Here is a 22,877-nt window from a genome sequence, read left to right as displayed (position 1 = left end):
CAGATGGAACCTTACCGTAGCGCTCGGCGGATGGCTCCCGCCTGTTGGGCAGCCCGCAGCAAGCGTCGCGCTTCCTCCCCACTGGCCGAAAGTGACAGTTACGAATTGCAATGCCCCCAGTGTCGGTATTGCTCGCAAACCGGGTCAACACTAGATTGACCGCAGGCGTCGGCATTCCAGATGAAGCAACGGGTAAGGACGTCCTTGACCGTCCAGTTCTGATCGCCCTGTCTTGATGAAGCCCAAGTGCAAGTAAAAAGCGGATGCTTGCTCGTTCTGTTCGTTGACATCCGTCGTCAGAACAGGCGATAAGCCCAATGCGTATTCGACCAGGCCACGCCCGATGCCTTTGCCATGATGGGCGGGATCGACAAACAATGCCTCCATGTGCGCGTCATTCAACAACATGAAGCCCAACGGTCTGTCGTTCTCGTCGACGGCTAATAGCAATGGAGCATCTGGAAGAAATTCCCGGACCTCATTGGCAATTTCCGCATAGTCAGTCGGACTCAAAAAATCATGCGTGGCCAGTACGGCATGGCGCCAGATGTCCAGCACTCGATCACCATCGTCGCGATGTGATTTTCTAATATTCATCATATGTCTTCAGGCAAGAGTCGGCGCTATCGGCTAGTGCTGACGAAATCGATATCGAATTCTTCACACTCAAATTCATCCGGCGGCTCCCAAAGTGCGCTCGCGATCTCGAATATATGATCCGGCACGAGCATGGAGAATGTGGGACCTTGCTCCTCATTCCTTCGTCGGACACGTTCGCGACGAAGTTCCAGAGGGGCATCAAGCACATGGATACGAAGTGAAAATCCCTGGTCCATGATGCGCCGGCAAAACGCCATTCGAGGTGTTTGTTGGATCAAGCCGAGTTCCAGCACCACATCTCGCCCTGAATCCAGTATTTTTTGGCTATGAATCCAGATCAGGTCCAACAAGCGCTCTTTGCGCTGGACATACCAGGGGACGAAATCACCTTCGGGGCGATCAGGACTAAAGAGGCTGGCGAACCACTCGTCGAGCGCAATAGGTACACCTCCGACATTTTCCGCCAAGACGGTGCTGAAGGTGGATTTGCCAGCCCCGACAGGGCCTTCAACGAGATGCACTTGATTCATTGCTTGAGTGTTGATTAAGGGGATACGCATTGTATGCGGACAATTGGATGTCTGGAACTGCCCGCTTCGGAGCTTGCACCGGCCACTAACTCGCGGGATGAGTTTTCTGGAAACTCCTCGAATTCACGAAGTCCCACTGGTGTTTGGCAATGCTTCGGATAGTGCAGAAAGAATTCAGGATAACTCGGGGGCGAAGCGCTATGCAAAGGAGACCCATCTATCTGGACGATGTCTGGGCCCACGCCACAAATATATCTCCCACCTCTCTGAGGGCGGCTTCGCGGCGCGGCATATCCAACGTCGGCGCATCATAGTAAGCAGCGACAAATAGCGGATTACGCTGCGGTGGACGCACGATCGCGTAGTCATTGGTCTGCCGCTCCACGCTGGTGCCGGGGCGGTCGCCTGCCTGCCAATCCGCCGGCAGGGCCGCACGCAGGCGATTGCGTCCCGGGCGGCAAGCGATCATCCAGTCTTCCAGTTGCTGGCGCGCATCCGGACTCAAGACATCGCCCGTCAGGATGGCGCGTGCATTGCCGACGATGGCCCGCGGCGTGGTTGTGTCCCGCTCACCACTGTACTGATTGGACATCGGCTCATAACGGTCGGAACGCGTCACGGTGTCGCCCAGGCTTCGCAAGAAAGCAGTCAAGCCCTCCGGGCCGCCAGCATTGCGCATCAGCAGGATGGCGGCAGTGTTATCACTCAGTTCGACGGTCGCCTGACACAGCTCGCCTACCGTCATGCTGCCGCGCCCGACGTTGGTCAGGGTGGTCGGCGAGGTGAAGATCAGATCCTTCCTGGTATAGGGTATTGATCGTTGCAAGCTCTCCTTGCCTTGATCGACGCGGGCGAGCACCTGTGCAGCGAGCATGCCCTTGAACGTGCTGCACATCAGGAAACGTTCGTCGGCCCGATGCGCCAGTGTCTTGCCCGAACCGGTATCGACCGCGAACACGCCCAGGCGCCCGCCATAGTGCTGTTCCAGTTCGGCTAGCGGCGAGGTAGCGGCGCGCAGGTCAAAGGCGATACCGCCGAGGCCGAATGCCAGGGGAAGGCCGATGCTGAGTTGCCGGCGTTTGAAGGAAATGGTCATGGGGAAATTTTCTCGTCAGTGCAAGGAGATGGAAAAAGGGCGCAACTCGCCCCGGCAGGCATCGGCGCTACCAGAACGAGATCCGCGATCGGGAAAAGTGTCAGCCGTTCTGCTGCTGCTGCTGCGGAATCGCGGGGAGCAAGCGGCGAATACTGCGGGCGTCACGTTCCATGGCGTCAGGCCTGGCGCCGTCGAGCAAGACCAGCGTGACATCCTGCTGTGGCGACTTCAGCCGCATGATGAGGCAGCGGCCCGCCGCTGCCGTGAAGCCAGTCTTGGACAAGGCGATGTCCCATCCCTTTTGCCCGACCAGCTGGTTGGTGTTGCGATAGGTGACGCGCTGCCCGGCGATCGTGATCGCGCCCGCCGGGGCTGTCGTATAACGTGCGATGTCCGGATAGCCTGCGGCCGCGCCGGCGATGGCAGCCAGCTCCAGCGCAGTCGAGGTGTTGCGCGGCGAGAGCCCGGTCGGATCATCCAATGTGGTGTGCGCCAGGCCGAGCTCCGTGAGCTTGGCACTGGCCGCTCGCCTGAACGCAGGCAGACCACCCGGATAGCTTTGAGCGAGCGCATAGGCAGCACGGTTATCCGAAGAAGCCAGTGCCAGTTGCATGAGCGTGCGCAGGCTGACGCGGGCCCCTTGCGGCAGACTGGAACTGACCTGCCGCAAGGCGCTGACGTGCTGCTGTTCGATGCGAACCAGTCGATCCAGATCAGGCTTTGCATCGAGTACGACCATCGCCGTGACCAGCTTGGTCAGCGAGGCGATCGGCACCACCGCATCGGCGTCCTTTCGCAGCAGCACGCGACCGGAATGGCTATCCAGAACCGCCACATGATTCGACTCCAACAGCCGTCCCAGCATAGAGGCTTCCCCCTCCTGAACGGCATCCGTCAAGGTGCCGGCTTGCCGATGCTCCGACGCGGCGCGCGTCGCTGCCATCGATGATGGCGTAGCCGGCACAAACTGCAGACCAGCCGCGAGCGCGGCAGCCATCGTCAGGGCCAGCATCACCGCCGGCACCGTGGATATCATGACCGTGGGCGGTATCCGTGTTGACGGCCGCGCCAGCCGCTTCACGCGCTCCAGCAATTCCCCGCTCGCCGCTTGCAGCGACACGCCTACCGTATTGTCCCGCGTCTGGCATTGACTCAGGCGCTCCAGCGCGAGCGCCAATTGCCGCGGCTCGCCGGTCAGCGTACCGGCCAGATCGTCGGCGATCAACTCGCGCTCCATACGGATGTGCCGGGAGAGCCACCACACCACTGGATGGAAGAAGAGCAATGCCTCGATCGCGTTCTGCAACAGATTGATGAGGTAATCCAGGCGCTTGATGTGGGCGATCTCATGAGCCAGCAAGGCTTCCAGCATCTGCGGTGGCATGTTCAGAAAAATCGCTCCCGGGACGATGATGACTGGCCGCCACCATCCTGTCGTCAGCGGTCCATGGTTGCCATGCGCCACACGTAGCAAGACCGGTCGGCGGATGCCGCAACATATCGCCAGGGAGCTGGCGCAGCCCTGCCAACGCGTGGGCGCTGCGCCGGTCTGTACTGCGATATTCCTGCTCCAGTACAGCCCGGATGCCAGCCGCGCTCCCATTGCGATCACGCCGACCGACCAGCAGGCAACCAGCCATGGCATTGCGGAGGTGAGGAAGATGGAAAAGGGCTGGCTTCCGATCATCCCGGCCAGACCGTGGCCGGCGCCTGTCGATGCTGTGGTCATTGCAATAGACAGGCCTGCCTCCAGCAACACCGACGCCAGGCACGACAGTTGCGCCAGACACAGCATCAGATAACGTTGCCTGCAAGCCGCAGTGGGGAGCAGGCGCAGCAGCACGACAGCGACGGCACCGATCAGTGCCCCTTTCCAGAGGAAATTCAGAAGCGCCCAGCCGATTGCCGTGACCACGGTAGATGATTCCGCGATCACCGCTCATCTCCGTGCAGTAGTCTCCTGATCTCGTCTTTCTCTTCTTGCGTCACGTGATGGCGCAATGCCGCCATCACCAGCGCCTTGCCCGATCCCGAGAACGCCTTCTGGATCAGATCCTTCAGCAGGGTCGCCTGCAGCGACTTCTGCCGCTGAGCCGGCGCATAGACGTGAGAGCGCTCGCTTTCATCGCGCGTCAGCAAGCCTTTGCCGTGCATGACCTGCATCTGCCGCAACACGGTGGCATAGGAGAGATCGGGCCGCTCCGGCAGCATGGCCTCATGCACTTGCTTGACGGTGGCACCGCCCAGCTGCCACAGCACGCGCAACAGGTTCAATTCGGCCGCGGTGGGCCTGGATTTCTTGTGGGCTGGTTCCATATCGGATTCCAAAAGGCATGATCGTTGCGAAGTAGAATATATTTTCTAGACCAAAGTGTCTAGACTAAAATGTCTATACCTCTGAAAGGCCAACATACCCTCGATGCCCTCCACCGATTGTCACGACCGCATGCTGACGACGCATAATCCCCGGATCGATGTACTCAGAGGCATCGCGATCCTGCTAGTACTGTTTCACCATTTCAATATTGCCTATCGGCTTGAAGAGACATGGCTGGCGGACGTGTTCGGATGGCCGGCATTACGCGCCTTGGCGCGCAACGGCAACTACGGCGTCACCATCTTCTTCGCCATCTCGGGCTTCCTGATCACGTCCAAAGTCTTTCAGCGCCGGCGGGAGATCGGCCAGATCGACCTGGCCGGCTTCTACCGTCTGCGCATCGCGCGCATCCTGCCTTGCCTGCTGCTCCTGCTATGCCTCGTGGATCTGCTGGCTATGGCGGGGCTGACCATCTTTCAGAACCGCGTCGTCGATGGAGGCAGCGTGTCGATGTGGCGCGTCAACCTGGCCGGGGTGGCTTTCCACATGAACGTGCTGATTGCGCGGCATGGATGGGTGAACTATGCGCTCGGCGTGCTGTGGTCGCTTTCCGTAGAAGAGGTGTTCTATCTGGTGTTCCCGCTGGCCTGTCTGGTGTTGAAAAGCGAGCGCCGGCTTCTGGTCTTCATGGCGGTGATCATCGTGGTCGGGCCGGTCTATCGTTTTGCGCACCCCGGCGACGAGGGGCAATTCCTGTATGGCTATTGGGCCTGCTTCGACAGTATCGCGATCGGCTGTTGTGCTGCGATCTTTTCCAGGCGCGGCGGGTTCGCATGGCTGAATCACCCTGTCGTGCGGGTCGCACTCGGACTATCCATGGCGGTGTTATATCTGGCTTGGCCGATCGCGCAGAGCAAGGTGCTGGGTTGCACGGTCATGGCTGCAGGGACGGCACTTATGCTGGTCACCGCGCAATACAGGCCCGCACGCTGCACGACAGTCGCGTGCCGTGGGCTGGCTGCATGCGGGCGCTTGAGCTATGAGCTCTATCTTTTTCATCTGATCGTACTCGGCCTGATGCGCGCAGGATTCCCGCCGCAAACCATTTCAGGAGGAGGAAAGATGGTCCTCCTGCCCGCTTACTTCATGATTTCGGCTGCGCTGGCCCAGGCCATCTCACGCGCGTTTTCCGCACCGATGAACCGTATCATCCGGGGGACATAGCCATTCATGATTCGCTCGCAGGATGACTCGCTCCTCCTGACCACCTTTCATTGCCTTCCGGAGGGTGCCACGAGGTCATACGAAAGTCGGCCATTCGCTCATTCAAGTCCGGCCAACGGTCTCGCTTCTTCAAGAATCCATTGTGCGAACGCCCTGAGGGGCTCACTGCCAAGTTGCAACGGCTCAGGGAGCACAAGGCAAAATGTCTTGGAAATGCTGCCGTCCTGCGGCCACGGTGCGACCAGGCGACCTTGCGCCAGCTCGACTTCCACATACAGACGCGGCACCAGCGCGACGCCCAGCCCGGCCAATGCTGCCTCAATCAGCATTCCATGCAAATCATAGCGGGGCCCTTGCGCAGAATGGCTCAGGCTAATCCCTGTCTGCGCGGCATAGCGGTTCCAGGCATCGTGATTCTGACGTCGATGCAGGCGAGGCAGAGTGTCCAAGGCAGGGGTCCCTGTCGCTCCTTCCAGTAATGCAGGATGACATACCGGCACCAGCACCTCATCGAGCAGACGATAGGTGTGCATTCCGGCCCAGGCCGGATGCAAGAAATGGATCGCCGCATCCAGGCCACTACCAGGCAGCAGGAACGGCTCCATGCGTTCGGAGAGATGCACCGTGATGTGGGGATGCAGAGCAGCAAAGCGCGGCAGGCGAGGGATCAGCCAGCGCATCGCAAACGTAGGGCTGACCGCGATATCCAGGCTGGCCCCGTTGGGAGGCTGGGACATCAGATGCTGGCTGTCTCGGTCCAGGCGCTCCAGGGTTTCCCGGACATGGCTGGCATAGCGTTGGCCATGCGGCAGCAAGCGCACGCGGTTGCCGATCCGCTCGAACAGGGTCACTCCCAGAAATCCCTCCAGGCGGCCAATCTGCCGACTGATGGCGCCTTCGGTCAAGGCCAGTTCTTCGGCGGCACGTGCAAAGCTGCCGTGACGCGCCGCAGCCTCGAATGCCATCAGTGAGCTGTTGCTGGGAATCCTGCGCCGCATCGTATTCCTCGTATTCCATAAGCGGGTTGATGACGTGAGCTTTACCTTATGTCAGTGAAGCTTGCCTAAATATCGATTTATTGGCCGGCATTGGCTACCTATCATGACAACTCCTCAACCAAGCAAGCCGCCACAAGGGTGGCCGTGGCCCGTCATCATTATGATCTATACCGTCGAATGCAGCTTCGCCGACCCCATCAGCGAAGCAGAATGGAACGATTTCTACAGCCTGGAAAAGTTGCCCGCCCTTATCTCCGTGCGCGGCTTTCACACTTCGCAGCGATTCAAGGCTTTGAGGGAAGGCTGCCCGGTCTATCTCGCGCTGCATACGATTGACCATCACGACGTGCTTCTCTCTGAAGAATACCGGCGAAAAGGCGGTGGCAATTTCGCGCGATGGCAGCAACACATCACCGACTGGCATCGCAATCTCTATGAAACATCGGCTACTGCGCCTGCGGTGCGTAGCGGGGAGTATCTGCTGCTCAGTGCGCGTGGCCCCGATCCCTTGGTGGCGATGGGGCTGTCGCCATCGATCCTGCATGCCGTCGCCCTGGAGAAATTCCCGGAATGGAGATGGATGGCAGTCCTGTCCGATCCTGTCGATATCGACGGTATTACCCTACCCGAAGGAATGTATCTCTATGCTCCGATGACTGCGCAACTGCGCAGCGGTAGCGAGCCAGCCATCGTCAGCGCGAGCTAGCACGATGCCCAATCTCACTTTATACATCCGCCAGGACCAGATGCCCGCCGCGCAATCCCTGGATCGGCTCACCGCGCGCTGCATACAGCTCTGCACGAAGATTCTGGAGGCGCGGCCCGAGAACATCCACGTCATCTACGTTGCGGTCGGTCATGGGACAGGCCACCCTGCATTCGCCGACGTCCGTTATCGGATGTCGGCAAACAGGACGCCGGCCGTCATGGAAGATTTCATGCAGCAGCTGGACGAGGCCATCCAGGACCATACCGGACTGCTGCCCCGCATCCGCTGCTTTGCCTATGCCGCGCAGTCCATCAGCGCAAGGCATTGATTCCTACCCACAGCAAACGAGACGAAAATGCATTTCCCCAGTCAGCAAATCGGTGATTTCTCCGTCACCGCCATCAGCGATGGTTTTCTCAGCGCACCTCTGGAGCTGCTGTCCAATATCGATCCCGCAGAGGCGACCAGGCTCCAGCATGCGGCAGGAATGAGCGACCCTTCTGCCATCCATATCAATTGCTATTTGATCCGCAGCCCGACGCAAACCGTGTTGGTCGATGCCGGCGCCGGTGGCTTCAAGCAATGGGGCGGCCGATTACAGGACAATCTCAAGCGGGCCGGAGTGCTGCCTTCCGACATCGATACCGTCCTTCTGACCCATGCTCATCCCGACCACATTGGTGGCCTGCTCGATAGCGCAGGAGACCGCGCCTTCCCCGATGCGGAGTTGGTAGTGCAGGGGCAGGAACTGGACTTCTGGGAGAACGACGCCAATTTCTGCCGTGCCAGCGAGCGGGCGCGCGGAAATTTCATCTTCGCGCGCCGGGTATTCGGCAAGTATCGGGACAGGCTGCGCACCTTCGCCGGCGGCGAGGTCCTTCCCGGCATTAGCGCCCAGCCGCTGCCGGGACATACCGCCGGACATTGCGGCTATCACATCAACTCAAATGGGCAGCGCCTGTTGATCTGGGGCGATATCGTGCATTTCCCGCACCTGCAGATCGCTCGCCCCGACGTCTCCATCGCATTCGACCTTGATCCGCATCTGGCGACGGCAACCCGGGTTCATTTGCTGGATAGGGTGAGTGCTGATCAACTACTTATCGCGGGTATGCACCTCGGTGAGGAAGGCTTCGTCCAGATTGTTCGCACGGGAAAGAGTTATCGGGTTGTTGGCAAGCGTTGATAGCCCTGATGTTCCCCGCCCCGACGAGCATGCAATCCCCTGTTTATATTGGCGCACGGGGTATTGTCATTCAGACCCTTGGCCAAGATCCGGCGGAAAACAGCAGGCGTCCAGCCCACATGCTGCGGATGGGGGGTACCTCATATCGATGTGGTCGCCCCAGCCGGTTCTCACGCCTGTTTATAAAATAAGTTCTAAAATGACTCCGCCCGCCAGGACGGATCGGCGGCCGCTGACCTGTCAGACCTTGGGCTGCAAGCATGCGTCCAGCCCACGCACAATGAAGTTTTATCGGAGATCACAAACTCATCATGAACATCATCGATTCGATTGATAAAAATGCCACCTATCCGGGCAGTGGTTCGACGCAAGGCGGGGGCAACGCATCGGGATCTTCTTTCGAGAGCAGGCTGCAGCTGGCCAAGGCCAGTGGCTCGCTGTCAGCCTCGACGAAGTCCGATCCGGCGCGGGAACTGCAGGAATGGGCGGCCATGTCGCCGGATCAGCGGCTGTTCTATATGGTGCTGCAGTCCCTGGGGGTAACGAAAGATCAATACGAGCAGATGTCGTCCGACGACAAGCAGAAACTGGCAGAGAAGGTCCGCGAGCGGATCAAGGAGATGGCCAAGAACGGCACGCTCAATGCGGCCACGATGGCTTAGACCGGCTTCCCGGCCGTCGACGTATACGGTCAGACGGTCTCTGGCTCCCGATCCAGCAGACAGTCGATGAACGCACCGAGGAGAGCTGGTCGATGCCGCCTGTTCGGGTAATAGAGGAACAGCCCCGGGCGCGAAATCGACCAGTCCGCCAGCACCTGGACCAGCCGCCCCTGTTCCAGAAGTCCGGCCACGCCATCCCGTTCAAAGTGATAGGCAATGCCAAGCCCGTCGAGTGCTGCAGCGATGCCGATATCGGCATGGTTGGTGACGATGGGGCCGTTCACCGCGACCTCCATCTGTCGCCCACGTTTCTTGAATTCCCAACGGTAGTGCCTGCCGTCCATCTGGAGCCGCCAGTTGATGCAGGTGTGCTGGTGCAAGTCGGCAGGTGTCCTGGGCGTTCCGCGACGGGCGAGATAGTCCGGAGACGCCACGGCCACCATGTTCAGGTCCGGTGTGAGGCGGACCGCCACCATGTCTTTCTCGAGCCGGTTACCGACGCGGATACCTGCATCGAAACGGCCCTCCACGATGTCGGCCAGCGCGTCGTCCACGACGATGTCGAGGACGACGTCCGGGTGCGCCTGATGGAAACGTGAAAGCCGGGGCGCAATGAGGGTTCGCGCCGCGATCCCTAGCGTATTGATGCGCAGCGTGCCACTCATCTTGCCTGTGGCCTCGCTGGCTTCGGCGACTGCAGCAGCCATCTCCCGAAACAGCGGTGCCACACGTCTGTAGAGCAGTTCACCACTTGCCGAGGGCGCGACGCTGCGCGTGGTCCGGTTCAGCAGACGAGCGCCAATGCGGCCTTCGAGTTGCCGGATGGTCTGGCTCAGGGCCGACGGCGAGAGACCCAGATGCTCCGCCGCGCGGGCAAAACTCTGCCGCTCCACGACAGCGACGAAGGCCTTCAACTCAGCAAAATCGGATCCACGCATTATGTATTATTTTCTACATAGAACATACGAATTCTAGGATATTAACTAAATTCACATTGGCGCGCATCCTGAGGCCTCTACTGACCTCACCGAGCCAAGCACATGGACACCCTGCCCCTTCCTGAGCCAATTGCCGCGTACTTCGCGGCCGAACACAATCCCGAAGCGCTGGCGCGCTGCTTCTCGGCACAGGCCGTCATGAGGGATGACGGCCATACCTATACCGGCGTCAACGCCATCACGGCCTTCATGGCCGAGGCATCGGCCAGGTACAGCGCGACCAGCGTGCCGTTTGCCATGGAACTGGACGACGGCATCCAGCTCGTACGCGCCAACGTCTCCGGCAACTTCCCCGGCAGCCCGATCGTGCTGAACTATCGCTTTCGCGTGGAGGGTGGTCTGATCGCCTCGCTGGAGATCAGCGCATGAGCTTCGACCTTCAGATCAAGGGCCTGCGGGCCGTGGTCACCGGTGGCACGCAGGGTCTTGGCGCTGCCGTCGTAAAAACCCTTGCGCAGGCCGGTGCCCGGGTGCTGACGTCCGCACGCTCCCTGCCTGTGCAGCCCATCGAGGGGGTGACCTACCTCGCTGCGGACCTGTCGACGGCGGAGGGTAGCGATCAACTCGCCCACGCCATCCTGCAGGAATGGGGCGGCGTCGATATCGTGATCAACGTGCTTGGCGGATCAAGGACGCCCGTGGGCGGTTTTGCTGCGATCAGCGACGAGCACTGGTTCGCCGAGCTCAACCTGAACCTGATGCCGGCCGTGCGTCTGGATCGTGCACTGTTGCCCGCCATGCTGGCGCAAGGCTCCGGGGTCATCATTCACGTCAGCTCCATCCAGCGCGTGCTGCCCTTGCCCGAGTCGACCACCGCTTATGCCGCTGCCAAGGCGGCGCTCACGACCTACAGCAAGTCGCTGGCGAGAGAGGTGACGCCAAAGGGCGTGCGCGTGTTGAGCGTCGCTCCGGGCTGGATCGAGACCGAGGCTTCCGTGACGTTCGCGCAGCGGATGGCGACGCAGGCCGGGACGGACTACGAGGGTGGCAAGAAAATCATCATGGACTGGTTGGGAGGCATCCCGGTAGGCCGGCCCGCACAACCGCAGGAGGTCGCCGATCTGATCGCGTTTCTGGCATCCCCGCGAGCGGCTTCGATGGCGGGAACCGAGTATCGGATAGACGGCGGCACAGTGCCGACCGTGTAGCTGCGAGTCTCGTTTGGGATGAAGTGCAAGGCGCGAATTTTGCGGGCGGGTCAGTGACAATCCGGAACGTTCTGATCCAGATAGACCTCGAAGGCCACGCTATTGACCCACTTCTTGATGGCATTGCCCCAGAACGCATCGTTCCAGCGCGCCGCCACCTGACGTGCCGCCGCCAGATCGGCCGGGTCGCTGCTGCGCACCTGCAGTACCAGTGCCTGGCGAGAGGTGGGCGGCAACTGGGCGGAAAACTTCCTCCACTCCGGCAGCTTGAGCAGGGCCTTCATCAGGGTGTCGTCATGCACCGCCGCGTCACACTGGCCGATGCGCACCGCCAGCAGGGAATCGGCGGGGGCCGGCATCACTTTTTCGATGGCGCCGTAACGCGCAGCGAGCGTGCCGACATAGGGCGAACCGGTAGAGACGCAGACGCTGCGGCCTTTCAGGTCTTCCCATTTGCGGATGGTGGTGTCGGTGCGCATGATGGCCATGCCGCCGGCGCTGTAGCCGGTGGGGATCTCGACCACATCGCTCACCGCGGCCTGACCGGGCGCCGTGCGGGTGAATACCAGTTCGGGCCGCATCCCCTTCAGGGCGGCACGTTCGGCACCGTTGGTCTGTAGCTCGGCCTTCACCTTCCACTGCGCGGCCAGGTCATCGGCCAGTACGGTGGCGATGTTTTCCGGCGTGCGGAATTTCATGCCGCCCTTGTACGTCGGCGGAACGTGATCCAGCCCGATGCGCAGTTGCCCGCTACGACGGGCGTCATCCAGCACACCGGCCTGCAGGCTGCATGACAGCAATGCCGCCAGCGCAAAAATGAAAGAATGAAGACCGCGCATCGTGAGTCCAGATGACTTGAATACTTGGTGTTGGATCAAACCCGGATCAGGAGTCTTGCTCAGACATCCTGCTCAGACATACTGATACCGCAGCAGGCGATGCTTGAGGTTTTCCAGGATGACCTGGTCGATCAGCGCCGCCAGGATGGCAATGGTCAGGATGTTGGCCATCACGCCGATCATGTCCGCAGTCTCCCCCGAGTAGGCCAGCGTGCGGCCCAGCCCCTTGCCGAAACCGACCAGCATCTCGGCCGAGATCAGGGCGCGCCAGGCGTTGCCGAAGGCCAGCTGGGCGCCGGTGATCAGCTCCGGCATCACCGCCGGCAGGTAGACCCGGCGCAGCAGGGACAGGCGCGACGCGCCCATCACGCGGGCCGCCGAGACATGCACCTGCTGCACGCTCTCGGTGGCGTTCATCACCGACAGTGCCGCCGGGAAGAAGGCTGCGATGGCCACCACCACTACGATGGGCAGGTTGCCGAAGCCCATCAGGATCAGGAACAGCGGTACCCAGGCGATGGAAGGAATCGATTGCAGGATCACGATGGCCGACTTCAGCACTTCGCGGAAGAAGAACAATACTGCGCCGATCAGGCCGAAACCGATGCCCAGCACCAGCGCCGAGCCATAGCCCAGGCCCAGGCGATAGAGGCTGCCGAACAGGGCCAGGCGGAAATTGCCGGACTGCACCTCTTCAAACAGGCGCGCGGCCACCGACGGCACGCCCGGCATCAGGAAGGACGGCAGCGACCAGGCCGCGATCTGCCACATCAGAAGGATGAAGACGATGGCCAGAACCATGGCCAGCTTTTTGCGGATGCCGGTAACGCGACGCTGTGAGCTCATAAGACTAAGAAAAGACGATGGCCGGACTCGGTCCGGCCAGATCAAAAAACATTAAACCTCTTCAACCCGACCTCCAACCGTTCGGACTGAGTAGGCCCGCAGGGCCGTATCGAAGGCGCCCCGACGGAGTGCCTTCGATACGCGGCTGCGCCGCTACTCAGGGCGAACGGTAGGCAGCACAATCCTCAGGCATCCGGCCATCCCGGCATCACAGCTTGCGCGCGTTCTGCCACGACAGGTCGGTGATGGAGTTCACGTCGAAGGGCTTGCCATCGCGGGTCTTGAGCGAACCCTGGGATTGCAGGATATCGGCGATTTCCTGCATGCGGTCCTGGTCCTTCTTGTTGATCTTGGCAGTGAAGGTCTGACTCTTGATGGCATCGCGGATCACGTCTTCGCGCAGCATTTCGCCATGCTTCAAGGTCTTCAGGGTCGGCTCGGCGATGAAGTAGCCGGCGATCAGCTTGGATGCCTCGGCGGGCTTCTTCTGCAGCAGGGTGATGGCGTCACGCTGGGCGTCGAGCGACTTCCAGACAGCGTCGCGCTTCTTCTTCAATGTCTCGCCGGAAGTGATCACCACCATGCAGGGGAAGGGCCAGACTTCACCGATCTCGTAGACCTGCTTGACCGGTGCGATCAGCTGCGCGATGCGGGCCTGCGGTTCGAACAGGAAGGCCGCGTCCACACGCTTGCCCACCAGCGACTGCACCGCCACCTGGGGCGAGACGCCCATCACGTTGACGTCGTCAGGATTGACGCCGGCATCACGCAGGACCACGCCCTTGAGCACGGTGTCAGCGGTGCTGCCCTCGGCTTGCGAGGCCAGGGTCTTGCCCTTCAGGTCGGCGACCTTGTTGATGCCCGAATCCTCGCGTGCCACCAGGGCGTGATAGCCCAGTTGCGCACCGCCCACCACCTTCAGGTCGGCGCCCTTGGAGGCCCAGGCCACGGCGTTGGAGAAACCGAACACGCCGCTGTCGAGCTGGCCGCCGACGATGGCCTTGACCAGGTCGGTACCGGACTTGAATTCGATCAGCTCCACATCCAGGCCGTACTTCTTGTAGAGGCCGGCTTCATAGGCGGCCATGGCCTGGGCATCGTCCATGACGCGCAGGTAGCCGATCTTGAATTTTTCCAGGGCAAAGGCATTGCCGGTGAAAGCCAGGGCCGCGGCGGCGATGGCCGGTGCCAGGATGCGTGCAAGTTTCATACTCCAACCCCTTCAATGTTTTTGGCAAATTCGTCCTGCTCGGCATGGATGCCCAGCAGGCAGAGGATCTCGCGACGGGTGGCCGCGAATTCGGACAGGTCGTGCGTCTTTTCGTGATGCACGAGATTGAATTCCTTCAAGACCTTGGCCGGGCGCGGGCTGAACACGAAGATGCGGTCGGCCAGGAACAGCGCCTCGTCCACATCGTGGGTGACCAGCACCACGGTCGGCCCCTGCTGGCGGATCAGGTCGCGCAGGGCGTCCTGCAGGGTCATGCGGGTGAGTGCATCGAGGGCGCCGAAGGGCTCGTCCAGCAGCAGGGCCTTGGGCTGCGAGATGAAGGCGCGTGCCAGCGCGGCGCGCTGGCGCATGCCACCCGAGACCTGGTGCGGGTAATAGTGTTCGAAGCCCTTGAGCTTGACGTTGTCCAGCCAGACGGCGGCCTGCTCGGCGGCCTTCTTCTTGTCGATGTTCTGGAATTCGAGGGCCAGGGCCACGTTCTGCTGCAATGTCAGCCACGGATAGAGCGCGTTTTCCTGGAACATCAGGGTGCGCTCGGGATGCGGGCCGCGTATGGCCTGCCCGTCACCGGCAACGGTGCCGCTGCTGGGCTTCTCCAGGCCTGCCGCCATGTGCAGCAGCGTGGACTTGCCGCAACCGGAGGGGCCGACCAGCGCGACCAGTTCACCCGATGCGATGTCGCGGGTGAATTCCTCGATCACGTGCAGGTCGCCGAAGCGCTTGGCGACGTTGTTGAAAGATAGCTTCATGTCGTCCGGCGGCCGAGCCGCGCAGGTTGAGATGCGGTTGAAATGCCTGGATCAGGATGCATGGAAGGGATGGCAGAGCGCCCCCGGGCGCGCTTTCCCCCTTTTTGTCAGGGATGCACTGTACTGTTGCCGGCCAGGCCGAACAACTACTTAAAAATCGTATGCTTATTCGTATTTCGAATAAGAAAGACACCCAAAACGCATAAAGGCGTCAGGTTTTCGTCAGTTTCCATTCAGTCAACAAGGCCTGGACGTCGGGATAACGCAGCCGCACGCCCAGTTCCTGCTTGATGCGCTGGTTGGCCAGACGGCGCGATTCCGACATGAAGGACAGCATCATCGGCGAGACGCTGCGTTCCAGCTCGGCACGCGGCAGGCGCGGCGGACGGGCCAGGCCGGCAGCGTCGGCCACGGCGTCGAAGTAGTCGGCCATCTTCAGTTGCGTGTCGTCGACGGCATGATAGACGCGGTTGGGCGCGCCCAGGCGCATGGCAGCGGCGGCAATGCGGGCCAGGTCGTCGCCATGGATGTGGTTGGTATGCACGTCCTCCCCGGCCACCAACGCCGGCAGGCCCTTCTGCAGGCGTTCCAGCGGCAGGCGGTCGGCGGCGTAGATGCCCGGCACGCGCAGGATCGAAAGGCGACCGTGCCGGCGTCGCGCCCAGGCCCGCAGGACCGTTTCGGCATCGACCCGGCGCACGGCGCGCAGGTTCTGCGGATTGACGCGGCGGGTCTCGTCGAAGCTTGCGCCAGCGCAATCTCCATACACGCCGGTGGTGCTGATGTAAACCAGGCGCGCGCCCTCGGGTAAAATGGCGGCCAAATTGCGGGTACGGCGGTCGATGCGGCCGTCCGACTGCGGTGGCGCCAGGTGCAGGATGGTCGGCGCCAGGCGTGCCAGGCGGCCCAGCGTCAGGGGGGCGTCAAGGTCGGCGACGATGGGAATGGCGCCAGCCGCGCGCAGTTCGGCGCAGCGCTCGGGGTGGCTGGTCACGGCCAGCACGCGATAGCGCGGCAGCAGCAGCGGCAGCAGGCGCAGGCCGACATCGCCACAGCCCAGGATCAGTACGCGGGGCAGGCCCAGTTTTTTCACGGTATTCAATCCAAATTTATCCAGAAGCAGAATTGTATGAGTTTCCAAGTCACAGTCCAGCCTAGCGGCCGTCAGTTCTCCTGCGACGCAGGTGAATCCATCCTCACCGCGGCCATCCGCGCCGGCGTGGGCCTGCCCTACGGCTGCAAGAACGGCGCCTGCAGCTCCTGCAAGGGCAAGCTGGTGGCCGGCCAGGTGGAGCACGGCCCGCACCAGGAACGCGCCCTGTCGGCGCACGAGCAGCAACTGGGCTATGCCCTGTTCTGCGTGGCCAAGCCGCAGAGCGATGTCACCATCGAGGCCCGCGAAGTGGCCGGCGTGGGCGAAATCCCGGTGCGCAAGCTGCCGGTGCGCGTGGCCAAGCTGGACAAGGTGGCCGAGGACGTCATCGTGCTCTCGCTGCAACTGCCGGCCAACGACCGCCTGCAGTACAAGGCCGGCCAGTACGTGGAATTCCTGCTGCGTGACGGCAAGCGCCGCAGCTACAGCATGGCCACCGCCCCGCACAAGGATGAGCCCATGAGCCTGCACATCCGCCATCTGCCGGGCGGCCTGTTCACCGACCAGGTCTTCACCACCCTGAAGGAACGCGACATCCTGCGCATCGAAGGCCCGCTGGGGACCTTCTTCCTGCGTGAGGACTCCGACAAGCCCATCGTCCTGCTCGCCTCCGGCACCGGTTTCGCGCCCATCAAGGCCATCGTCGAGCAGCTGGAACACGCCGGCTCCACCCGCCCGGTCACCTTGTACTGGGGCGGTCGCCGGCCGCAGGACCTGTACATGGACGCGCTGTGCCAGCAGTGGCAGCGCGACCTGCCCAACTTCAAGTATGTGCCGGTGGTATCCAACGCCCAGCCGGAAGACCAGTGGAGCGGCCGCAGCGGCTTCGTCCACCGTGCCGTGATGGAAGACTTCCCCGACCTCTCCGGCCACCAGGTCTACGCCTGCGGCGCGCCCATCGTGGTCGAATCGGCACAGCGCGACTTCAGCGCCCAGTGCGGTTTGCCGGAAGACGAGTTCTACGCCGACTCCTTCACCTCCGAAGCCGACCTGGCCAAGGCCGTCTCGGACAGCCCGGCAAGCTGAGCAGCGTACTGTCATGCCGGCGTCACGCGCATTTGCGAAGATGCCGCCCAAGCCTGACGCCACGCGGCCCGGCGCGATACGATGAAATTGCAACGGTGGCCCGCCGGATGCGCCCGTGAGCGGGTCCGACGGGAAATTTCTTTTTGACGCTATGCGCAAAACGTCCTAATATTCACCGAATGATCGCCAACGCCACATTTTTACGACGTCGCAGCCAACCTGAGAAAGGTTTGCTGCTGCGCGCGTGAAGTGAAACGAATCGCGAAGCCACAGGCAAACCCTGTGGCTTTTTTTTATCCGCCATCCGGGTCTGTCGTGCGCCTACCGCTTCCTGCCAGTGTGTCAGCAACGGTCTGTCCCGCACCATTCCTATCACCCTATCGCAAGCAATCCTTGCAGGAGTCCATCGATGCAATACAGCCAGTCCGACGCCAACAAGCTGATGTACGTCACCAACCGCCCCGAGCTGGTCTTCACCGAAGGCCAGGGCATGTGGCTGACCGACCATAACGGCAAGCGTTACCTCGACTACCTCCAGGGCTGGGCCGTCAACACCCTGGGTCATGCGCCGCAATGTATCGCCGATGCCCTGGCCGCGCAGAGCAAGAAGCTGATCAATCCCTCCCCGGCCTTCTACAACCAGCCCTCCATCGAGCTGGCCAAACTGCTGACCGAGAACTCGGTGTTCGACCGCGTGTTCTTCGCCAACAGCGGCGGCGAGGCCAACGAAGGCGCCATCAAGCTGGCCCGCAAGTGGGGCAAGAAGAACCCGGCCGCCAACGGTTCGGCACGCTTCGAGATCATCACCTTCAAGCACAGCTTCCACGGCCGTACCCTGGCCACCATGTCGGCCAGCGGCAAGGACGGCTGGGACACCATGTTCGCCCCGCAGGTGCCGGGCTTCCCCAAGGCCATCTTGAATGACCTGGACAGCGTCAAGGCGCTCATCGGCGAACACACCGTGGCCGTAATGCTGGAGCCGGTGCAGGGCGAAGGCGGCGTGATCCCCGCCACCAAGGAATTCATGCAGGGCCTGCGCGCCCTGACCAAGGAAAAGAACCTGCTGCTGATCGTCGATGAAGTGCAGAGCGGCATGGGCCGTACCGGCCAGCTGTTCGCCTACCAGCACTCCGGTATCGAACCCGACATCATGACCCTGGCCAAGGGCATCGGCGGCGGCGTGCCGCTGGCAGCCCTGCTGGCGCGTGAAGAGATCGCCTGCTTCGAAGCCGGTGAACAGGGCGGCACCTACAACGGCAATCCGCTGATGACCGCAGTGGGCGTGGCCGTGATCAAGGAACTGCTCAAGCCCGGCTTCATGGAAGGCGTGCGCGAGCGCGGGCAGTACCTGCGCCAGCGTTCGCTGGAAATCTCGGAGAAGTACGGCTTCGAAGGCGAGCGTGGCGAAGGCCTGCTGCGCGCCCTGCAACTGGGTCGCGACATCGGCCCGCAGATCGTCGAAGCGGCACGCAACCTGGAACCGGTGGGTCTGCTGCTGAACTCCCCGCGCCCCAACCTGCTGCGCTTCATGCCGGCCCTGAACGTAACCAAGGAAGAAATCGACCAGATGTTCGACATGCTGGAAGTGGTCCTGGCCAAGATCGGGAAGTAAGCGATGGCGGGGCGCGTGCGGATTGTTTCGAACCGGATGGCCAGCGCGCCATCCCCCCGATCGACCCTGGCCGCAGTGGCCGCATTGGCCACCGCGCTGGTGCTGGCCGCCTGCGGCACGGCACCGACCGCGCCCCCCATCGAACGGCTGCCCGGCGCCCCGCAATCGCAGGTGCCGGCACTGCCGGCCAGCGAAAACGGCAATGAAGTGGCGCTCTATGCGCTCTCGCTGATCGATACCGGATATCGCTTCGGCGGCAAGAATCCCTCGGCCGGCCTGGATTGCAGCGGCATGGTCTCCTACATCTTCGGTCAGGCCGCCAATTACCGCATCAGCGGCAGCGCCGCCGACATCGCGCGGCGTGGTCGGCAGATCGATCCCTCGCAATTGCGCGCCGGTGACCTGGTGTTCTTCAACACCATGAACAAGCCCTTCTCGCACGTGGGCATCTACCTCGGTGACGGCCGCTTCGTGCATGCGCCCTCCACCAACGGCAAGGTGCACATCACGCGGATGGACAACCCCTACTTCGCCACCCGCTTCGAGATGGCGCGTACCTATTTCAACTGAGTGTCGACCTTGCGGGCCGTGCGCTTGCGCGGCTTGCCCTCCTGCTGCTGGCGATTGCCGTATTCGCGGATCAGGTTGGCGCTGTAGCGCGTGAAGGCGATATCCATGTGCCGCCGCATGGCCGCACGGGCCTGCTCGGGATTGCGCTCGCGCAGGGCCTGCATGATCAGGCCGTGCTCATCGATGGCTTCCTGCCACACGCGGGTCCCGTCGAAGTGACTGTGCAGGCGTTCGAACAGCGGTCCCAGGCGGGCATCGAACAACTGCGTCACCAGCCCGACCAGCACGCTGTTGCCGGTCGCCTCGGCCATCCGGATATGGAACAGCCGGTCAGCCTCCAGCGGATCGATGCCGGCCTCGGCATTGGAAATCATCAGCGCATAGGCCTCCTCGATGGCGGCGATCTGCTGCCGGCTGCCATGCTGGGCGGCGGCATAGGCCACCTCCCCTTCGATCATCTCGCGGGCACGGATCAGCTCCAGCGGTCCCTCCTCGCCGGACAGGTCACTGCGACGCTCGCGCTGCACCGGCGGGCAGACATAGATGCCCGAACCCATCCTGACCTCGATATGCCCTTCCACCTCCAGCGCGATCAGGGCCTCGCGCAAGGAAGGCCGGCTCACCCCCAGTTGCAGCGCCAGGTCGCGCTCGGAAGGCAGGCGCGAACCGACCGCAAACTCGCCATCCACGATCAGCTTGCGCAACTGGTCGCTGATCTGCCGGTACAGCCGCTGCGGTTCGATCGCTTCGATGGGCATGTTGTGTGTGATCAGCTCAGGGTGGCGGGAAACTCCAGGCCGTAGGCGGCGGCACTTTCACGCAGTATGGGCGCAATCGTCGGATGCAGCGCCACCCCTTGCGCCATCTGCTCGGCCCGACGCTGCATGCCCCGGTCGCCCGGCATGCGCACCTGGCCCACGCCCGGACGCGGCGGATTGTTGCGGCAGGATGCGGCGATATGGTCCATCTGGCGCCGGAAGTCCTGTTCGCCGCCAAAGGCCGAAGGATCGTAGAGCGACATGAACACCGTCGCGCCCCATCCCGCTGGCGGATCGGCACGACCGAAACCGGACAGCCCGCCGGTCAGCGCCTCGATCAGCACCGCCAGCCCGAAGCCCTTGTGCCCGGCCGACAAGCCCCCCAGCGGCAGGATGGTGCCAGGCGGATCGGTGGCCAGCACGGCCGGGTCGCGGCTGGGATTGCCCTGGCCATCGATGAGCCATTCTTCCTCGAACTGCTTGCCGGCCTTGTGCAGGCGATTGCTCATGCCATTGGTGGTGATCGAGGCCGAGATATCGACCAGGAAGGGCGTGCCGGAGGTGGGAATGCCGGCCGCAATCGGATTGGGCGTAAACACCGCCTGGGTGCCACCGAACGGCGCCACGCTCTGCACCGCCGGGTCGGAACTGGCCAGGATCATCATGAAGCCCTCCTGCGTGGCGCGCAGCAGATAGGCAGCCAGGCAGGCGATGTGATGGCTATGGTGGATGGTCAGCGAGGCAGTGCCGTAGTCACGCGCCTTGGGGATGAGCGCATCGATGCCCTGATGCACCAGCCACGGCCCCGGCAGGCGGCGGCCATCCCAGGCCAGTGCGGCGGCGCGTTCGGACAGCACCTCCGGCTGGCCGGTCTTGGTCATGCTGCCTTTTTCCAGCTCCTTGACATAGGGCGCCAGCAGCGCCAGTCCGTGGGTGTCGTGGCCCAGCAGGTCGCCATCGACCAGGGTGGTGGCGACGCTGTCGGCCTTGTCGGCGTCCAGCCCGGCCTTCTGCAGCAGCGTGGTGGCAAACTGACGCAACGCATCAGCGGAAAAACGTTCGGGTGCAGCCATTGCAACAACCATCCTTTCCTTGCTTGAATCATTGACAGAAACTGACATGTCCTACGCGGCGGCCATGCTCTTCCTGCGCACCAGCCCGAGCACCACCGGCAGCAACCACAGCAGCAGCGTGATCACGCCCAGCGTGCCGGCGATGGGACGCTCGAAGAAGGCCAGGAACTGACCGTCCGACTTGATCATCGAGGTCACGAAATGCTCTTCCAGCATGCCGCCCAGCACCACGCCCAGGACTGCCGGCGCCACCGGGAAGCCGTTCTCTTCCATCACATAGGCCAACAGCCCGAACACCAGCATGATGCCCACATCGGTCACGCTGTTGTTGGTGGCGTAGGAACCGACGATGCAGAACAGCAGGATCAGCGGCATCAGGATGCCACGCGGAATGGACAGGATACGCTTGGCCATCTTGATACACCAGAAGCCCAGCGGCAGCATCAGCAGATTGGCCAGGATGAAGACGAGGAAGATCGCATACATCGACACCGGATTTTCGACGAAGATCATCGGCCCCGGATTGAGGTTCTTCATGTACAGCACCCCGATGACGATGGCCGTGATGGAGTCTCCCGGGATGCCGAACACCAGCGCCGGGATCCACGCACCGGCCAGCGCCGAATTGTTGGCCGCGCCCGATTCGACGATGCCTTCCGGATGGCCGGTGCCGAACTTCTCCGGCTCCTTGGACATCTTCTTGCTCATCGCATACGACATCCAGGCCGCGATATCGGCGCCGGCCCCCGGCAAGGCGCCCACCAGCGTACCGAGCACGCTGCCGCGCAGTACCGACCTGGGGTACTTCACCATCAGGCCCCACATGCCCTTGAAGACGTTGCCGACCCGGCTCTCGGCCACCTTCATGCTGAAGTCGCGCGAGACCGCGAAGCGCAGCACCTCCGACATGGCGAACATGCCCACCATCAGCGGCACCAGCGAGACCCCGCCCAGCAGGTCGGGCTGGTCGAAGGTGAAGCGCGGCGCACCGGCCGGGTTACCCATGCCGACCGAGGCGATGAACATGCCCAGGAACAGCGATACAAAACCCTTCAGCGGGTTATCGGACGCAATGAAGATGGCGCAGGTCAACCCCAGCAGCACCAGCCAGAAGTATTCGAAGGAGGAGAACTTCAGCGCCAGCTCGGCCAGCGCGGGCGCGGCCAGGATCAGGACGATGGTACCGAACAGGCCACCGATGACCGAGAACACCAGGCTGGCGCCGAGTGCGATCTCGCCCTGCCCCTTCATGGTCATGGCATAGGCTTCATCGGTATAGGCCGCTGACGAGGGCGTGCCGGGAATGCGCAGCAGGCAGCCCGGAATATCGCCCGAGAAGATCGCCATGGCCGTGGCCGACACCATGGCCGCGATGGCCGGTACAGGCGGCATGAAGAAGGTCACCGGCACCAGCAGCGCCACCGCCATGGTGGCCGACAGGCCCGGCACGGCTCCCATGAACAGGCCGAAGATGGACGCACCGAGGATGACCGCCAGCACGTAGGGATCGAACACCATCCCGAAGGCGGCATAGATATTGGCAAGCATGTGT

Annotated in this window: 25 protein-coding genes; 10 read left to right on the top strand and 15 right to left on the bottom strand. The window is 62.4% G+C overall.

The window, feature by feature from the left end; all coding sequences use genetic code 11:
• Positions 1-150: 150 nt before the first annotated feature.
• From HBH1_RS14730 to HBH1_RS14710, 5 genes are all read right to left on the bottom strand, one after another.
• A complete protein-coding gene (locus HBH1_RS14730; RefSeq protein ID WP_102663360.1) occupies positions 151-600 on the bottom strand; it encodes an acetyltransferase in 450 nt (149 codons plus the stop codon).
• A gap of 23 nt (positions 601-623) precedes the next feature.
• On the bottom strand, positions 624-1,130 hold the full coding sequence (locus tag HBH1_RS14725) for a P-loop nucleotide/nucleoside kinase family protein (RefSeq protein ID WP_102663359.1): 507 nt from the start codon (positions 1,128-1,130) through the stop codon (positions 624-626).
• Between the two features lie 217 nt (positions 1,131-1,347).
• Complete coding sequence (bla, locus tag HBH1_RS14720) at positions 1,348-2,226, bottom strand: class A beta-lactamase (protein WP_102663358.1); 879 nt, start codon at positions 2,224-2,226, stop codon at positions 1,348-1,350.
• 100 nt (positions 2,227-2,326) lie between these two features.
• On the bottom strand, positions 2,327-4,141 hold the full coding sequence (locus HBH1_RS14715) for a M56 family metallopeptidase (protein WP_146012860.1): 1,815 nt from the start codon (positions 4,139-4,141) through the stop codon (positions 2,327-2,329).
• Positions 4,142-4,158: 17 nt separating this feature from the next.
• A complete protein-coding gene (locus HBH1_RS14710) occupies positions 4,159-4,542 on the bottom strand; it encodes a BlaI/MecI/CopY family transcriptional regulator (protein ID WP_102663356.1) in 384 nt (127 codons plus the stop codon).
• Between the two features lie 103 nt (positions 4,543-4,645).
• On the opposite strand from HBH1_RS14710, the gene HBH1_RS14705 reads away from it, so the two are divergent.
• Positions 4,646-5,767, top strand: a complete 1,122-nt coding sequence (locus tag HBH1_RS14705; protein WP_102663355.1) for an acyltransferase family protein — start codon at positions 4,646-4,648, stop codon at positions 5,765-5,767.
• Between the two features lie 98 nt (positions 5,768-5,865).
• On the opposite strand, the gene HBH1_RS14700 is transcribed toward HBH1_RS14705, so the two are convergent.
• The gene (locus HBH1_RS14700) at positions 5,866-6,765 is read right to left on the bottom strand and encodes a LysR substrate-binding domain-containing protein (RefSeq protein WP_102663354.1); all 900 of its coding nucleotides are present in this window, start codon (positions 6,763-6,765) and stop codon (positions 5,866-5,868) included.
• Between the two features lie 160 nt (positions 6,766-6,925).
• Between HBH1_RS14700 and HBH1_RS14695 the strand changes: the two genes are divergently transcribed.
• From HBH1_RS14695 to HBH1_RS14680, 4 genes are all read left to right on the top strand, one after another.
• Positions 6,926-7,471, top strand: a complete 546-nt coding sequence (locus HBH1_RS14695) for a sugar ABC transporter (RefSeq protein WP_102663353.1) — start codon at positions 6,926-6,928, stop codon at positions 7,469-7,471.
• Positions 7,472-7,475: 4 nt separating this feature from the next.
• Entirely contained in the window at positions 7,476-7,802 is a 327-nt protein-coding gene (locus HBH1_RS14690) for a hypothetical protein (protein ID WP_102663352.1), read from the top strand.
• A 27-nt stretch (positions 7,803-7,829) separates the two neighbouring features.
• Positions 7,830-8,660 (top strand): MBL fold metallo-hydrolase, encoded by an 831-nt coding sequence (locus HBH1_RS14685; RefSeq protein WP_102663351.1) that lies wholly within the window; start codon positions 7,830-7,832, stop codon positions 8,658-8,660.
• 311 nt (positions 8,661-8,971) lie between these two features.
• A complete protein-coding gene (locus HBH1_RS14680) occupies positions 8,972-9,322 on the top strand; it encodes a hypothetical protein (RefSeq protein WP_006462767.1) in 351 nt (116 codons plus the stop codon).
• Positions 9,323-9,351: 29 nt separating this feature from the next.
• Here HBH1_RS14680 and HBH1_RS14675 read toward each other — a convergent pair whose 3' ends face one another.
• On the bottom strand, positions 9,352-10,260 hold the full coding sequence (locus HBH1_RS14675) for a LysR family transcriptional regulator (protein ID WP_102663350.1): 909 nt from the start codon (positions 10,258-10,260) through the stop codon (positions 9,352-9,354).
• 102 nt (positions 10,261-10,362) lie between these two features.
• Here HBH1_RS14675 and HBH1_RS14670 point away from each other — a divergent pair, with 102 nt between their 5' ends.
• Positions 10,363-10,689, top strand: coding sequence for a nuclear transport factor 2 family protein (locus tag HBH1_RS14670; RefSeq protein ID WP_102663349.1), 327 nt, complete (start codon positions 10,363-10,365; stop codon positions 10,687-10,689).
• On the top strand, positions 10,686-11,468 hold the full coding sequence (locus tag HBH1_RS14665; RefSeq protein WP_102663348.1) for an SDR family oxidoreductase: 783 nt from the start codon (positions 10,686-10,688) through the stop codon (positions 11,466-11,468). The genes HBH1_RS14670 and HBH1_RS14665 overlap by 4 nt, the downstream gene beginning before the upstream one ends.
• A 50-nt stretch (positions 11,469-11,518) precedes the next feature.
• Here the strand turns inward: HBH1_RS14665 and HBH1_RS14660 are convergent, their stop codons facing one another.
• The 5 genes from HBH1_RS14660 to HBH1_RS14640 form a co-directional block, all read right to left on the bottom strand.
• Positions 11,519-12,307 (bottom strand): type 2 periplasmic-binding domain-containing protein, encoded by a 789-nt coding sequence (locus HBH1_RS14660; RefSeq protein WP_102663347.1) that lies wholly within the window; start codon positions 12,305-12,307, stop codon positions 11,519-11,521.
• Between the two features lie 72 nt (positions 12,308-12,379).
• The gene (locus HBH1_RS14655) at positions 12,380-13,153 is read right to left on the bottom strand and encodes an ABC transporter permease (RefSeq protein ID WP_102663346.1); all 774 of its coding nucleotides are present in this window, start codon (positions 13,151-13,153) and stop codon (positions 12,380-12,382) included.
• Between the two features lie 208 nt (positions 13,154-13,361).
• Complete coding sequence (locus tag HBH1_RS14650) at positions 13,362-14,363, bottom strand: ABC transporter substrate-binding protein (protein ID WP_102663345.1); 1,002 nt, start codon at positions 14,361-14,363, stop codon at positions 13,362-13,364.
• Complete coding sequence (locus HBH1_RS14645) at positions 14,360-15,133, bottom strand: ABC transporter ATP-binding protein (RefSeq protein WP_006462776.1); 774 nt, start codon at positions 15,131-15,133, stop codon at positions 14,360-14,362. Before HBH1_RS14645 ends, HBH1_RS14650 begins: the two co-directional genes overlap by 4 nt.
• 211 nt (positions 15,134-15,344) lie before the next feature.
• A complete protein-coding gene (locus HBH1_RS14640; RefSeq protein WP_102663418.1) occupies positions 15,345-16,226 on the bottom strand; it encodes a sugar nucleotide-binding protein in 882 nt (293 codons plus the stop codon).
• Between the two features lie 36 nt (positions 16,227-16,262).
• On the opposite strand from HBH1_RS14640, the gene HBH1_RS14635 reads away from it, so the two are divergent.
• From HBH1_RS14635 to HBH1_RS14625, 3 genes are all read left to right on the top strand, one after another.
• Positions 16,263-17,312, top strand: a complete 1,050-nt coding sequence (locus HBH1_RS14635; protein WP_102663344.1) for a CDP-6-deoxy-delta-3,4-glucoseen reductase — start codon at positions 16,263-16,265, stop codon at positions 17,310-17,312.
• Between the two features lie 409 nt (positions 17,313-17,721).
• Positions 17,722-18,924, top strand: coding sequence for an acetylornithine transaminase (locus HBH1_RS14630; protein WP_006462779.1), 1,203 nt, complete (start codon positions 17,722-17,724; stop codon positions 18,922-18,924).
• A gap of 36 nt (positions 18,925-18,960) precedes the next feature.
• Positions 18,961-19,494 carry a C40 family peptidase gene (locus HBH1_RS14625; protein ID WP_182994990.1) on the top strand — a complete coding sequence of 178 codons (534 nt, stop codon included), beginning with the start codon at positions 18,961-18,963 and terminating at the stop codon, positions 19,492-19,494.
• Here the strand turns inward: HBH1_RS14625 and HBH1_RS14620 are convergent.
• From HBH1_RS14620 to HBH1_RS14610, 3 genes are read right to left on the bottom strand one after another with little or no spacing between them, the layout of a single operon-like run.
• Entirely contained in the window at positions 19,482-20,252 is a 771-nt protein-coding gene (locus HBH1_RS14620; RefSeq protein WP_006462781.1) for a FadR/GntR family transcriptional regulator, read from the bottom strand. The genes HBH1_RS14625 and HBH1_RS14620 overlap by 13 nt on opposite strands.
• Positions 20,253-20,263: 11 nt before the next feature.
• Positions 20,264-21,325, bottom strand: a complete 1,062-nt coding sequence (locus HBH1_RS14615) for an Ldh family oxidoreductase (protein ID WP_199181592.1) — start codon at positions 21,323-21,325, stop codon at positions 20,264-20,266.
• 51 nt (positions 21,326-21,376) lie between these two features.
• A complete protein-coding gene (locus tag HBH1_RS14610) occupies positions 21,377-22,873 on the bottom strand; it encodes a tripartite tricarboxylate transporter permease (protein WP_102663341.1) in 1,497 nt (498 codons plus the stop codon).
• Positions 22,874-22,877: the final 4 nt, after the last annotated feature.

Source organism: Herbaspirillum sp. BH-1 (genome assembly GCF_002870055.1).
Taxonomy (GTDB): Bacteria; Pseudomonadota; Gammaproteobacteria; order Burkholderiales; family Burkholderiaceae_D; genus Herbaspirillum; species Herbaspirillum frisingense.
The sequence above is the reverse complement of the archived record's forward strand: the minus strand, read 5'-3'. Positions and strand labels throughout refer to the sequence as shown.

Excerpts from the sequence above, each read along its gene's own strand:
- HBH1_RS14610 (WP_102663341.1), bottom strand. The coding sequence starts at position 22,873 with ATGCTTGCCAATATCTATGCCGCCTTCGGGATGGTGTTCGATCCCTAC.
- HBH1_RS14615 (WP_199181592.1), bottom strand. The coding sequence starts at position 21,325 with ATGGCTGCACCCGAACGTTTTTCCGCTGATGCGTTGCGTCAGTTTGCC.
- HBH1_RS14660 (WP_102663347.1), bottom strand. The coding sequence starts at position 12,307 with ATGCGCGGTCTTCATTCTTTCATTTTTGCGCTGGCGGCATTGCTGTCA.
- HBH1_RS14705 (WP_102663355.1), top strand. The coding sequence starts at position 4,646 with ATGCCCTCCACCGATTGTCACGACCGCATGCTGACGACGCATAATCCC.
- HBH1_RS14700 (WP_102663354.1), bottom strand. The coding sequence starts at position 6,765 with ATGCGGCGCAGGATTCCCAGCAACAGCTCACTGATGGCATTCGAGGCT.
- HBH1_RS14730 (WP_102663360.1), bottom strand. The coding sequence starts at position 600 with ATGATGAATATTAGAAAATCACATCGCGACGATGGTGATCGAGTGCTG.
- HBH1_RS14620 (WP_006462781.1), bottom strand. The coding sequence starts at position 20,252 with ATGCCCATCGAAGCGATCGAACCGCAGCGGCTGTACCGGCAGATCAGC.
- HBH1_RS14670 (WP_102663349.1), top strand. The coding sequence starts at position 10,363 with ATGGACACCCTGCCCCTTCCTGAGCCAATTGCCGCGTACTTCGCGGCC.
- HBH1_RS14690 (WP_102663352.1), top strand. The coding sequence starts at position 7,476 with ATGCCCAATCTCACTTTATACATCCGCCAGGACCAGATGCCCGCCGCG.
- HBH1_RS14635 (WP_102663344.1), top strand. The coding sequence starts at position 16,263 with ATGAGTTTCCAAGTCACAGTCCAGCCTAGCGGCCGTCAGTTCTCCTGC.
- HBH1_RS14650 (WP_102663345.1), bottom strand. The coding sequence starts at position 14,363 with ATGAAACTTGCACGCATCCTGGCACCGGCCATCGCCGCCGCGGCCCTG.
- HBH1_RS14625 (WP_182994990.1), top strand. The coding sequence starts at position 18,961 with ATGGCCAGCGCGCCATCCCCCCGATCGACCCTGGCCGCAGTGGCCGCA.
- HBH1_RS14645 (WP_006462776.1), bottom strand. The coding sequence starts at position 15,133 with ATGAAGCTATCTTTCAACAACGTCGCCAAGCGCTTCGGCGACCTGCAC.
- HBH1_RS14685 (WP_102663351.1), top strand. The coding sequence starts at position 7,830 with ATGCATTTCCCCAGTCAGCAAATCGGTGATTTCTCCGTCACCGCCATC.
- HBH1_RS14655 (WP_102663346.1), bottom strand. The coding sequence starts at position 13,153 with ATGAGCTCACAGCGTCGCGTTACCGGCATCCGCAAAAAGCTGGCCATG.
- HBH1_RS14695 (WP_102663353.1), top strand. The coding sequence starts at position 6,926 with ATGATCTATACCGTCGAATGCAGCTTCGCCGACCCCATCAGCGAAGCA.
- HBH1_RS14630 (WP_006462779.1), top strand. The coding sequence starts at position 17,722 with ATGCAATACAGCCAGTCCGACGCCAACAAGCTGATGTACGTCACCAAC.
- HBH1_RS14675 (WP_102663350.1), bottom strand. The coding sequence starts at position 10,260 with ATGCGTGGATCCGATTTTGCTGAGTTGAAGGCCTTCGTCGCTGTCGTG.
- HBH1_RS14710 (WP_102663356.1), bottom strand. The coding sequence starts at position 4,542 with ATGGAACCAGCCCACAAGAAATCCAGGCCCACCGCGGCCGAATTGAAC.
- HBH1_RS14680 (WP_006462767.1), top strand. The coding sequence starts at position 8,972 with ATGAACATCATCGATTCGATTGATAAAAATGCCACCTATCCGGGCAGT.
- bla (WP_102663358.1), bottom strand. The coding sequence starts at position 2,226 with ATGACCATTTCCTTCAAACGCCGGCAACTCAGCATCGGCCTTCCCCTG.
- HBH1_RS14725 (WP_102663359.1), bottom strand. The coding sequence starts at position 1,130 with ATGAATCAAGTGCATCTCGTTGAAGGCCCTGTCGGGGCTGGCAAATCC.
- HBH1_RS14665 (WP_102663348.1), top strand. The coding sequence starts at position 10,686 with ATGAGCTTCGACCTTCAGATCAAGGGCCTGCGGGCCGTGGTCACCGGT.